This is a genomic window from Escherichia sp. UTM R2, from assembly GCF_048593455.1.
Lineage (GTDB): Bacteria > Pseudomonadota > Gammaproteobacteria > Enterobacterales > Enterobacteriaceae > Escherichia > Escherichia coli.
Genome location: NZ_JBFWDY010000002.1, coordinates 3142688 through 3155258 on the forward strand (window position 1 = coordinate 3142688; position 12571 = coordinate 3155258).

Here is a 12571-nt window from a genome sequence, read left to right on the forward strand (position 1 = left end):
ACGCTTAAGCGTCTTATCCAACCTGGACTGAGCTTTTGTAGGCCTGATAAGACGCGTCAAGCGTCGCATCAGGCATAAAGCAGATTACTTTTTGATTTCATACAGCGGTGTTTGACCCGCCACAACATGGCCCTGAGCTTTAATGATCAAGCCACTGAAATCGTCGATATTGCTGCAAACCACCGGGCTAATCATCGAGCGGGCGTTAGCGTTCAGGTAATCCAGATCCATTTCCAGAATCGGTTGCCCTGCGCTTACCTGCGCACCCTCTTCCACCAGACGTTTAAAGCCTTTACCTTCCAGCGCTACGGTGTCGATACCCATATGGACGACGATCTCCGCGCCTTTTTCGGTTTCCAGGCAGAACGCGTGGTTGGTGTTGAAGATTTTCACGATTGTCCCTGCGGCTGGTGATACGACGATTTTATCTGTCGGTTTCACCGCCACACCGTCACCCACCGCTTTGCTGGCGAATGCTTCGTCAGGAACCTGATCCAGTGCCACGACATCACCGGTAATCGGCGATACCAGCTCCGCGATAGATACCGCGTTTGGTACAGCCTGCGGTTTTGCTACAGGCGCGGCAGTTGCCGGAGTTGCTTCAGCTGACGCAGCTGCTACCGGACCGCGGGCAACGACTTTCTTCATCGCATCGCCGATGGATTCTGCTTTCGCGCCAACAATCACCTGAATAGTCTGTTTGTTCAGTTTTACTACACCAGAAGCACCCAGACGTTTACACATCGTATCGTTAACGCGGGCAGAGTCAGCCACTGTAAGGCGCAGACGGGTGATACAGGCGTCAATTGCTTTCAGGTTGTCAGTGCCGCCAACCGCAGCAATATAGTTGGTCGCCAGTTGATTGAGGCCTTCTTCAGTGTTGCTGTTGGCTTCTTCAGTAACGATCTCGTCTTCTTTATCTTCACGACCCGGCGTTTTCAGGTTGAACATGCGGATAACCAAACTGAACACCACGAAGTAGATAGCGAAGAAGACAACACCCATCACCAGCAGCATCCAGACGTTCTGGCTGGCGGCCGGCAGGTTATACATCAACGCGTAGTCGATAGCCCCCGCAGAGAAAGAGAAGCCAGCATGGATACCCAGCAGTGTTGCCACAAACAGGCTGATACCGGTCAGCAGTGCGTGCAGGAGGTACAGCAGCGGTGCAAGGAACATGAACAGGAATTCCAGCGGCTCAGTCACACCGGTCAGGAACGCAGTAACAGCAACAGAAAGCAGCATCCCGCCAACCATCGGACGACGCTCTTTCGGTGCTGCGAAGTACATCGCCAGCGCCGCACCCGGCAGACCGAACATCATAATCGGGAAGAAGCCGGACATGAACATCCCCGCGGTGCCGTCACCGGCATAGAAGCGGTTGATATCACCGTGGAAAACCGTACCCGCCGCGTTGGTGAATTCACCAATCTGGAACCAGGCGATGGTGTTCAGCACCTGATGCAGACCGGTTGGGATCAGCAGACGGTTGATGAAACCAAAGATACCGGAACCCAGCGCGCCCGCAGAAACGATCCACTCGCCTCCTGCATGGATAGCGTGCTGTACCGGCGGCCAGACGTAACCAAAAATGGCCGCCAGCACCAGGCAGAAGAAGCCGGTGGCAATCGGCACAAAGCGTTTGCCGCCGAAGAAGCTCAGGAAGTCCGGCAGTTTAATATCGGACCAACGGTTATAGGCTGCGCCACCAACCAGACCGGTAATGATACCCGCCAGTACACCCATGTTTATTTCTGGGTTGATGGTCACCATCGCTTTGGTTAACACAAAGTAACCTACCGCACCCGCCAGCGCCGCCGCACCTGCGCTGTCTTTCGACCAGCTGGATGCCACACCGATGGCGAAGATTAATGCGAGGTTATCAAAAATCGCACCGCCCGCCTGGGCAATAAACGCAACGTTAAGTAAATCTGGCTGACCGAATCGCAGCAACAGTGCCGCCACCGGCAGCACCGCGATAGGGAGCTGTAACGCCCTACCGAGTCGCTGGAAAAAACCTAAAATATTCATCTTATTCCCCCTACGAGAACCCTATTTGGCTCGTTTAAAGCCGTATTTTTATTTTGCTGCAAATTGTACTGCCGATGTTCTGTAATCAGATTGTTAGATCATCTGCTACAGAGTGTGTGAAAATTTAATTCGTATCGCAAATTAAACGCGTGTCTTTTGTGAGTTTTGTCACCAAATATCGTTATCATCACTCCCTTTTACTGGCTAAACCAGAAAACTTATTTTATCATTCAAAAAATCAGGTCGGATTGACGCCTGTCTGCGCAAATCCAGGTTACGCTTAAAGATGCCTAATCCGCCAACGGCTTACATTTTACTTATTGAGGTGAATAATGAGACTGATCCCCCTGACTACCGCTGAACAGGTCGGTAAATGGGCTGCTCGCCATATCGTCAATCGTATCAATGCGTTCAAACCGACTGCCGATCGTCCGTTTGTTCTGGGCCTGCCAACTGGCGGCACGCCAATGACCACCTATAAAGCCCTAGTCGAAATGCATAAAGCAGGCCAGGTCAGCTTTAAGCACGTTGTCACCTTCAACATGGACGAATATGTCGGTCTGCCGAAAGAGCATCCGGAAAGCTACTACAGCTTTATGCACCGTAATTTCTTCGATCACGTTGATATTCCAGCAGAAAACATCAACCTTCTCAACGGCAACGCCCCGGATATCGACGCCGAGTGCCGCCAGTATGAAGAAAAAATCCGTTCTTACGGAAAAATTCATCTGTTTATGGGCGGTGTAGGTAACGACGGTCATATTGCATTTAACGAACCGGCGTCTTCTCTGGCTTCTCGTACTCGTATCAAAACCCTGACTCATGACACTCGCGTCGCGAACTCTCGTTTCTTTGATAACGATGTCAATCAGGTGCCAAAATATGCCCTGACTGTCGGTGTTGGTACATTGCTGGATGCCGAAGAAGTGATGATTCTGGTGCTGGGTAGCCAGAAAGCACTGGCACTGCAGGCCGCCGTTGAAGGTTGCGTGAACCACATGTGGACCATCAGCTGTCTGCAACTGCATCCAAAAGCGATCATGGTATGCGATGAACCTTCCACCATGGAGCTGAAAGTTAAGACTTTAAGATATTTCAATGAATTAGAAGCAGAAAATATCAAAGGTCTGTAATTGTTATCCCTGCCCTGGCTCCTTGCTCAGGGCAATATTTTTTAAAATCGGGGGTCAGAATGTATGCATTAACCCAGGGCCGGATCTTTACCGGCCACGAATTTCTTGATGACCACGCGGTTGTTATCGCTGATGGCCTGATTAAAAGCGTCTGTCCGGTAGCGGAACTGCCGCCAGAGATCGAACAACGTTCACTGAACGGGGCCATTCTCTCCCCCGGTTTTATCGATGTGCAGTTAAACGGCTGCGGCGGCGTACAGTTTAACGACACCGCTGAAGCGGTCAGCGTGGAAACGCTGGAAATCATGCAGAACGCCAATGAGAAATCAGGCTGTACTAACTATCTGCCGACGCTTATCACCACCAGCGATGAGCTGATGAAACAGGGCGTGCGCGTTATGCGCGAGTACCTGGCAAAACATCCGAATCAGGCGTTAGGTCTGCATCTGGAAGGTCCGTGGCTGAATCTGGTAAAAAAAGGCACCCATAATCCGAATTTTGTGCGTAAGCCTGATGCCGCGCTGGTCGATTTCCTGTGTAAGAACGCCGACGTCATTACTAAAGTGACCCTGGCACCGGAAATGGTTCCTGCAGAAGTCATCAGCAAACTGGCAAATGCCGGGATTGTGGTTTCTGCCGGTCACTCCAACGCGACGTTGAAAGAAGCGAAAGCCGGTTTCCGCGCGGGGATTACCTTTGCCACCCATCTGTACAACGCGATGCCGTATATTACCGGTCGTGAACCGGGCCTGGCGGGCGCGATCCTCGACGAAGCTGACATTTATTGCGGTATTATCGCTGATGGCCTGCATGTTGATTACGCCAACATTCGTAACGCTAAACGCCTGAAAGGCGACAAACTGTGTCTGGTTACCGACGCCACCGCGCCAGCAGGTGCCAACATTGAACAGTTCATTTTTGCGGGTAAAACAATATACTACCGTAACGGACTTTGTGTGGATGAGAACGGTACGTTAAGCGGTTCATCCTTAACCATGATTGAAGGCGTGCGTAATCTGGTCGAACATTGCGGTATCGCACTGGATGAAGTGCTGCGTATGGCGACGCTCTATCCGGCGCGTGCGATTGGCGTTGAGAAACGTCTCGGCACACTCGCCGCAGGTAAAGTAGCCAACCTGACCGCATTCACACCTGATTTTAAAATCACCAGGACCATCGTTAACGGTAACGAGGTCGTAACTCAATAAGAGAAAGTATGACACCAGGCGGACAAGCTCAGATAGGTAATGTTGATCTCGTAAAACAGCTTAACAGCGCGGCGGTTTATCGCCTGATTGACCAGTACGGGCCAATCTCGCGGATTCAGATTGCCGAGCAAAGCCAGCTTGCCCCCGCCAGCGTAACCAAAATTACGCGTCAGCTTATCGAACGCGGGCTGATCAAAGAAGTTGATCAGCAGGCCTCCACCGGTGGCCGCCGCGCTATCTCTATCGTCACCGAAACCCGCAATTTCCACGCAATCGGTGTACGGCTTGGTCGTCACGACGCCACCATTACTCTGTTTGATCTCAGCAGCAAAGTGCTGGCAGAAGAACATTACCCGCTGCCGGAACGTACCCAGCAGACGCTGGAACATGCCCTGCTGAATGCCATTGCTCAGTTTATTGATAGCTACCAACGCAAGCTGCGCGAGCTGATCGCCATTTCCGTGATCCTGCCTGGACTTGTTGACCCGGACAGCGGCAAAATTCATTACATGCCGCATATTCAGGTGGAAAACTGGGGGCTGGTAGAAGCACTGGAAGAGCGTTTTAAAGTGACCTGTTTCGTTGGTCACGATATCCGTAGTCTGGCGCTGGCAGAGCACTACTTCGGTGCAAGTCAGGATTGCGAAGACTCCATTTTAGTGCGTGTCCATCGCGGAACCGGGGCCGGAATCATCTCTAACGGGCGCATTTTTATTGGCCGCAACGGCAACGTCGGTGAAATTGGCCATATTCAGGTCGAACCGCTGGGTGAACGCTGCCACTGCGGCAACTTTGGCTGCCTGGAAACTATCGCCGCCAACGCTGCCATTGAACAACGGGTGTTGAATCTGTTAAAGCAGGGCTACCAGAGCCGCGTGCCGCTGGACGACTGCACCATCAAAACTATCTGCAAAGCCGCGAACAAAGGCGATAGTCTGGCGTCGGAAGTAATTGAGTATGTCGGTCGTCATCTGGGTAAAACCATCGCCATTGCTATCAACTTATTTAATCCGCAAAAAATTGTTATTGCCGGTGAAATCACCGAAGCCGATAAAGTGCTGCTCCCTGCTATTGAAAGCTGCATTAATACCCAGGCGCTGAAGGCGTTTCGCACTAATCTGCCGGTGGTACGTTCTGAGCTGGATCACCGCTCGGCAATCGGCGCTTTTGCGCTGGTAAAACGCGCCATGCTCAACGGTATTTTGCTCCAGCATTTGCTGGAAAATTAATGTGCTTTTATAGTGGCGCTTATTGTTGTCAATATTCTGGGTAGTCCATGACCATTAAAAATGTAATTTGCGATATCGACGGCGTGCTGATGCACGATAACGTCGCCGTACCGGGTGCAGCGGAATTTTTGCACGGGATTATGGATAAAGGCCTGCCGCTGGTGTTGCTGACCAACTATCCTTCGCAGACTGGGCAAGATCTGGCGAACCGCTTTGCCACCGCAGGTGTCGATGTACCTGACAGCGTGTTTTATACCTCTGCGATGGCGACTGCCGATTTCCTGCGTCGCCAGGAAGGCAAGAAAGCGTATGTGGTGGGCGAAGGCGCACTGATTCATGAACTGTACAAAGCCGGTTTCACTATTACCGATGTGAACCCTGATTTCGTGATTGTTGGCGAAACGCGTTCCTACAACTGGGACATGATGCATAAAGCAGCCTATTTCGTCGCTAACGGTGCACGTTTTATCGCCACCAATCCGGACACCCACGGGCGCGGTTTTTATCCCGCTTGTGGCGCGTTGTGTGCAGGGATTGAGAAAATCTCCGGGCGCAAACCGTTCTATGTTGGTAAGCCCAGCCCGTGGATCATCCGCGCAGCATTAAACAAAATGCAGGCGCATTCGGAAGAAACGGTGATTGTCGGCGATAACCTGCGTACCGATATTCTGGCCGGCTTCCAGGCAGGTCTGGAGACGATTCTGGTGCTTTCTGGTGTTTCGTCGCTCGACGATATCGACAGTATGCCTTTCCGCCCCAGCTGGATTTACCCGTCAGTCGCTGAAATCGACGTTATCTGAATAGCAACCACGTCTGCGGACGTGGTTGGCTCTGATGACAAACGCCAAACTGCCTGATGCGCTACGCTTATCAGGCCTACGCAGCTCCTGCAATATATTGAATTTTCATGCTTTTGTAGGCCGGATAAGGCGTTCACGCCGCATCCGGCATGAACAAATCGCACTTTGTCAGCAATTTGGCCCCCGTAAAATATAAACATTCAATAAAACCCGCTAAAAATTATCGATTCATCAATAAATATATCCTCACACCAGACCTTTTTTCACCAATCGACAATCACCATTACGTTTTTTATTTTTTCACCGCCAAATCGCTTGCGCACAGTGCTGCTTTGCGGCATTTTTTTAAACAAGCAAACACAACAAGCAACAAATACCAGGTTAACGGAGAAGGTTATGTGTTCAATTTTTGGCGTATTCGATATCAAAACAGACGCAGTTGAGCTGCGTAAGAAAGCCCTCGAGCTGTCACGCCTGATGCGTCATCGTGGCCCGGACTGGTCCGGTATTTATGCCAGCGATAACGCCATTCTCGCCCACGAACGTCTGTCAATTGTTGACGTTAACGCGGGGGCGCAACCTCTCTACAACCAACAAAAAACCCACGTACTGGCGGTAAACGGTGAAATCTACAACCACCAGGCATTGCGCGCCGAATATGGCGATCGTTACCAGTTCCAGACCGGGTCTGACTGTGAAGTGATCCTCGCGCTGTATCAGGAAAAAGGGCCGGAATTTCTCGACGACTTGCAGGGCATGTTTGCCTTTGCACTGTACGACAGCGAAAAAGATGCCTACCTGATTGGTCGCGACCATCTGGGGATCATCCCACTGTATATGGGCTATGACGAACACGGTCAGCTGTATGTGGCCTCAGAAATGAAAGCCCTGGTGCCAGTTTGCCGCACGATTAAAGAGTTCCCGGCGGGGAGCTATTTGTGGAGCCAGGACGGCGAAATCCGTTCTTATTATCATCGCGACTGGTTCGACTACGATGCGGTGAAAGATAACGTAACCGACAAAAACGAGCTGCGTCAGGCCCTTGAAGATTCCGTTAAAAGCCATCTGATGTCTGATGTGCCTTACGGTGTGCTGCTTTCTGGTGGTCTGGATTCCTCAATTATTTCCGCTATCACCAAGAAATACGCAGCCCGTCGCGTGGAAGATCAGGAACGCTCTGAAGCCTGGTGGCCGCAGTTACACTCCTTTGCTGTAGGTCTGCCGGGTTCACCGGATCTTAAAGCAGCCCAGGAAGTGGCAAACCATCTGGGCACGGTGCATCACGAAATTCACTTCACTGTACAGGAAGGTCTGGATGCCATCCGCGACGTGATTTACCACATCGAAACTTATGATGTGACCACAATTCGCGCTTCAACACCGATGTATTTAATGTCGCGTAAGATCAAGGCGATGGGCATTAAAATGGTGCTGTCCGGTGAAGGTTCTGATGAAGTGTTTGGCGGTTATCTTTACTTCCATAAAGCGCCCAACGCTAAAGAACTGCATGAAGAGACGGTGCGTAAACTGCTGGCCCTGCATATGTATGACTGCGCGCGCGCCAACAAAGCGATGTCAGCCTGGGGCGTGGAAGCACGCGTTCCGTTCCTCGACAAAAAATTCCTTGATGTGGCGATGCGCATTAACCCGCAGGATAAAATGTGCGGTAACGGCAAAATGGAAAAACACATCCTGCGTGAATGTTTTGAGTCATACCTGCCCGCAAGCGTGGCCTGGCGGCAGAAAGAGCAGTTCTCCGATGGCGTCGGTTACAGTTGGATCGACACCCTGAAAGAAGTGGCGGCGCAGCAGGTTTCTGATCAGCAACTGGAAACTGCCCGCTTCCGCTTCCCGTACAACACGCCAACCTCAAAAGAAGCGTATCTGTACCGGGAGATCTTTGAAGAACTGTTCCCGCTTCCGAGCGCCGCTGAGTGCGTGCCTGGCGGTCCTTCCGTCGCGTGTTCTTCCGCTAAAGCGATCGAATGGGATGAAGCGTTCAAGAAAATGGACGATCCATCTGGTCGTGCGGTTGGTGTTCACCAGTCGGCATATAAGTAAGAAATGCGAAACAGCCCCGGTGAAATCCGGGGCTGTTTCAGTTATTGAGGTGCTTGTTGATTCTGATATGCAGTAAGGAAATGTTCCGGGTTTGCCACATCACTGTTTGACAACTCATCACTGTAGGCCAGTATTTCATAGATTAATTTCCCACCACTATTGTTAAATTCCGAATTTCATCCTGTATGACAAAAGAATGGCTGTAGGGTGGGAAAAAACACAAAGTAAACAATAATTGACGAATATAGCGCCACGCTGTTCGCAACCTAACCAAACAGTCACTTTCGAGCAATTTTCCTTGAAAAAGAGGTTGACGCTGCAAGGCTCTATACGCATAATGCGCCCCGCAACGCCGATAAGGTATCGCGAAAAAAAAGATGGCTACGTAGCTCAGTTGGTTAGAGCACATCACTCATAATGATGGGGTCACAGGTTCGAATCCCGTCGTAGCCACCATCTTTTTTTGCGGGAGTGGCGAAATTGGTAGACGCACCAGATTTAGGTTCTGGCGCCGCAAGGTGTGCGAGTTCAAGTCTCGCCTCCCGCACCATTCACCAGAAAGCGTTGTACGGATGGGGTATCGCCAAGCGGTAAGGCACCGGTTTTTGATACCGGCATTCCCTGGTTCGAATCCAGGTACCCCAGCCATCTTCTTCGAGTAAGCGGTTCACCGCCCGGTTATTGGGGTATCGCCAAGCGGTAAGGCACCGGTTTTTGATACCGGCATTCCCTGGTTCGAATCCAGGTACCCCAGCCATCGAAGAAACAATCTGGCTACGTAGCTCAGTTGGTTAGAGCACATCACTCATAATGATGGGGTCACAGGTTCGAATCCCGTCGTAGCCACCAAATTCTGAATGTGTCGAATATGTTCGGCAAATTCAAAACCAATTTGTTGGGGTATCGCCAAGCGGTAAGGCACCGGATTCTGATTCCGGCATTCCGAGGTTCGAATCCTCGTACCCCAGCCAATTTATTCAAGACGCTTACCTTGTAAGTGCACCCAGTTGGGGTATCGCCAAGCGGTAAGGCACCGGATTCTGATTCCGGCATTCCGAGGTTCGAATCCTCGTACCCCAGCCACATTAAAAAAGCTCGCTTCGGCGAGCTTTTTGCTTTTCTGCGTTCATTCAATGTCGAATGCGATGTTGACACGTCTTATCCTTCAATGTCGGATGCGACGCTGCCGCGTCTTATCCGACCTACGGTTGGCACGCATCCGGCAATGTTGTAAGGCTACAACCCTAACGCATATTTCAGCGCCTGACGTTTCAACACGCCAGCACGCTCCGCCGCCATTAACCCGAGATTACGCATAAAACGCAGTGGTGGCAGATTATTGCTGAATCCGGCATAAAACAGATCCATACCGCTTTGCATAATGAAGTTATCCGCCATGCGCCGCATCTGGTAACGCTTGAGGACAGGATAACTGGCCCACGCTTCGCCGTAGCTGCGGGCGTTGACCAGAACATCAATCAGGGCATCGACATCACGATAACCAAGATTCACTCCCTGCCCCGCCAGCGGATGGATGGTATGCGCGGCATCGCCCACCAGCGCAAGCCCTGGCTGCACGTACTGCAACGCATGGCGACGCGTCAGCGGAAACGCACCAGCGGCAAGCGGTGTAACGTAACCCAGACGCGACGGGAAATGCTTCGCGATTTCCGCCTGGAGCTGTGCCATATTCATATTCTGCAACTGGCGAATACGCGCCGGAGAGTCATACCACACCAGCGATGCCCAGTTATCAAACAACGGCAGAAACGCACGCGGTCCGTCCGGAGTAAATTGCTGCCAGGTGCTGTCGCCGGGATCGTTCTCGCACTGGACGCTAATCAACATGCACGACTGCGCATACTGCCATGCATGAACGCCAATTCCCGCCATCTGCCGCACCTGCGAATTTGCGCCGTCGGCACCAATCACCAGCTTCGCGCGAATCACTTCACCGCCTTTCAGCTCCAGCTCCTGAAGATCATCATGGCGATGCAGCGCAATCAGCGAGCCTGGCACACGTAACGTTACTTTCGGATGCGCTTCCAGCGCCTGCCACAACGCCTGTTGCAGGACAGTGTTTTCCACCATATAGCCAAGCAGCGGTAGCTTAAGTTCAGCGGCGTCAAACACCACATGCGCCGTTTCCCACTCCCACGTTTCCAGTCTGCGGTAAGGATGGCAACGCATAGCCTGTACTGCATCCCAGACCCCTAACCCTTTAAGCAATGATACCGAAGCCGCGCTGATCGCCGAGATCCGCACGTCCGGTTGGCTATCAGCGACAAACGGCGCTGGTTCTGCGTGCTCGATCACCGTTACCGCAAATCCGTGCTGTGCCAGCCCCAGCGCCAGTGCGCCGCCGACCATTCCTCCGCCGACAATGGCAATTTCCGTTGGTTGATTTGTCATGGTCAATCATCCTGTTAGCAATATGCTTTAAGTTTACAGGATTTTTACCCCTAAGGGCTGATAACGCTCATACTGGTCACAACGGCAGCAAAGCATTACACTATGCGCCCTGCATTCCTGGCTACTATTTCGCAAGAGCAAGTCGATGACCAAAAAACTCCATATTAAAACCTGGGGCTGTCAGATGAACGAGTACGATTCATCGAAGATGGCCGATCTGCTGGATGCCACCCACGGCTATCAACTGACCGACGTGGCGGAAGAAGCGGATGTGCTGCTGCTGAACACCTGCTCAATCCGCGAGAAGGCTCAGGAAAAAGTCTTCCATCAGTTGGGTCGCTGGAAACTGTTAAAAGAGAAGAATCCAGACCTGATTATCGGCGTCGGTGGCTGCGTGGCATCGCAAGAAGGCGAGCACATTCGCCAGCGCGCCCACTATGTCGATATTATTTTTGGGCCGCAAACGCTGCACCGTCTGCCGGAGATGATCAACTCCGTGCGTGGCGACCGCAGCCCGGTTGTAGATATCAGCTTCCCGGAAATCGAGAAGTTTGACCGTCTACCGGAACCGCGCGCCGAAGGGCCGACCGCGTTTGTCTCCATCATGGAAGGCTGCAATAAATATTGCACCTACTGCGTGGTGCCTTACACCCGTGGTGAAGAGGTAAGCCGTCCGTCCGACGATATTCTGTTTGAGATTGCCCAGCTTGCGGCTCAGGGCGTGCGTGAAGTCAACCTGCTCGGTCAGAACGTGAACGCCTGGCGTGGTGAAAACTACGACGGCACCACCGGATCGTTTGCCGATCTGCTGCGTCTGGTTGCTGCGATCGACGGGATCGATCGTATTCGCTTTACCACCAGCCATCCGATCGAATTCACCGACGATATCATCGAAGTGTATCGCGACACGCCGGAGCTGGTGAGCTTCCTGCATCTGCCGGTACAGAGCGGTTCCGATCGCATTCTGAACCTGATGGGCCGTACCCATACGGCGCTGGAGTACAAAGCGATCATCCGTAAACTGCGTGCGGCGCGTCCAGATATTCAGATCAGTTCTGATTTCATCGTTGGCTTCCCTGGCGAAACCACCGAAGACTTCGAGAAAACGATGAAGCTGATTGCCGACGTCAATTTCGACATGAGCTACAGCTTTATCTTCTCTGCACGTCCGGGTACACCAGCCGCCGATATGGTTGATGATGTTCCGGAAGAAGAGAAGAAGCAGCGTCTGTATATTCTGCAAGAGCGCATTAATCAGCAAGCGATGGCGTGGAGCCGCCGGATGCTCGGCACCACCCAGCGTATTCTGGTAGAAGGTACATCGCGTAAGAGCATCATGGAGCTTTCCGGGCGTACGGAAAATAACCGCGTGGTCAACTTCGAAGGCACGCCGGATATGATCGGTAAATTCGTCGATGTAGAAATTACCGACGTCTACCCGAACTCTCTGCGCGGTAAAGTGGTGCGTACTGAAGATGAAATGGGTCTGCGCGTGGCAGAAACACCGGAATCAGTGATTGCCCGTACCCGCAAAGAAAACGACCTTGGCGTGGGTTATTATCAGCCGTAATTCTCAGGCCTGCCGTTCCGGTGGGCCTTGTTTTTCTCTCTTTATCCCCATCTTTATTGCAATGCTTGCGCCTTTTTCCTGTGGCGTGAATAATTTCCTTATAGGCCGGTGAATGTTCAGCTTCCGG

8 protein-coding genes and 7 tRNA genes are annotated in these 12571 nt (G+C 52.0%); 13 read left to right on the forward strand and 2 right to left on the reverse strand.

Going from position 1 to position 12571, the window contains the following annotated elements; genetic code table 11:
* Window positions 1-84: 84 nt before the first annotated feature.
* Window positions 85-2031 carry a PTS N-acetyl glucosamine transporter subunit IIABC gene (gene nagE / locus AB4H76_RS16075; RefSeq protein ID WP_001023104.1) on the reverse strand — a complete coding sequence of 649 codons (1947 nt, stop codon included), beginning with the start codon at window positions 2029-2031 and terminating at the stop codon, window positions 85-87.
* 332 nt (window positions 2032-2363) lie between these two features.
* Between nagE and nagB the strand changes: the two genes are divergently transcribed.
* The 12 genes from nagB to AB4H76_RS16135 all read left to right on the forward strand — a co-directional run bounded on the left by nagB (window position 2364) and on the right by AB4H76_RS16135 (window position 9545).
* Window positions 2364-3164, forward strand: coding sequence for a glucosamine-6-phosphate deaminase (gene nagB, locus AB4H76_RS16080; protein ID WP_001237072.1), 801 nt, complete (start codon window positions 2364-2366; stop codon window positions 3162-3164).
* Window positions 3165-3223: 59 nt separating this feature from the next.
* The gene (gene nagA / locus AB4H76_RS16085; protein ID WP_000271174.1) at window positions 3224-4372 is read left to right on the forward strand and encodes an N-acetylglucosamine-6-phosphate deacetylase; all 1149 of its coding nucleotides are present in this window, start codon (window positions 3224-3226) and stop codon (window positions 4370-4372) included.
* An 8-nt stretch (window positions 4373-4380) separates the two neighbouring features.
* On the forward strand, window positions 4381-5601 hold the full coding sequence (gene nagC, locus AB4H76_RS16090; protein ID WP_000187594.1) for a DNA-binding transcriptional regulator NagC: 1221 nt from the start codon (window positions 4381-4383) through the stop codon (window positions 5599-5601).
* Window positions 5602-5648: 47 nt separating this feature from the next.
* On the forward strand, window positions 5649-6401 hold the full coding sequence (nagD, locus tag AB4H76_RS16095) for a ribonucleotide monophosphatase NagD (RefSeq protein ID WP_000153129.1): 753 nt from the start codon (window positions 5649-5651) through the stop codon (window positions 6399-6401).
* 396 nt (window positions 6402-6797) lie between these two features.
* Window positions 6798-8462 carry an asparagine synthase B gene (asnB, locus tag AB4H76_RS16100; protein ID WP_000337081.1) on the forward strand — a complete coding sequence of 555 codons (1665 nt, stop codon included), beginning with the start codon at window positions 6798-6800 and terminating at the stop codon, window positions 8460-8462.
* A 379-nt stretch (window positions 8463-8841) separates the two neighbouring features.
* Window positions 8842-8918 (forward strand) — tRNA-Met (locus AB4H76_RS16105).
* Window positions 8919-8927: 9 nt separating this feature from the next.
* A tRNA-Leu gene (locus AB4H76_RS16110) sits at window positions 8928-9012 on the forward strand.
* Between the two features lie 23 nt (window positions 9013-9035).
* A tRNA-Gln gene (locus AB4H76_RS16115) sits at window positions 9036-9110 on the forward strand.
* A 34-nt stretch (window positions 9111-9144) separates the two neighbouring features.
* Window positions 9145-9219: transfer RNA gene (locus tag AB4H76_RS16120), tRNA-Gln, on the forward strand.
* A gap of 15 nt (window positions 9220-9234) precedes the next feature.
* Window positions 9235-9311, forward strand: a tRNA-Met gene (locus AB4H76_RS16125).
* Between the two features lie 47 nt (window positions 9312-9358).
* Window positions 9359-9433 (forward strand) — tRNA-Gln (locus tag AB4H76_RS16130).
* 37 nt (window positions 9434-9470) lie between these two features.
* A tRNA-Gln gene (locus tag AB4H76_RS16135) sits at window positions 9471-9545 on the forward strand.
* Between the two features lie 153 nt (window positions 9546-9698).
* On the opposite strand, the gene ubiF is transcribed toward AB4H76_RS16135, so the two are convergent.
* Complete coding sequence (gene ubiF, locus AB4H76_RS16140; RefSeq protein ID WP_000184541.1) at window positions 9699-10874, reverse strand: 3-demethoxyubiquinol 3-hydroxylase; 1176 nt, start codon at window positions 10872-10874, stop codon at window positions 9699-9701.
* A 145-nt stretch (window positions 10875-11019) separates the two neighbouring features.
* Here ubiF and miaB point away from each other — a divergent pair, with 145 nt between their 5' ends.
* Window positions 11020-12444, forward strand: a complete 1425-nt coding sequence (gene miaB, locus AB4H76_RS16145) for a tRNA (N6-isopentenyl adenosine(37)-C2)-methylthiotransferase MiaB (protein ID WP_000162740.1) — start codon at window positions 11020-11022, stop codon at window positions 12442-12444.
* Window positions 12445-12571 lie beyond the last annotated feature (127 nt).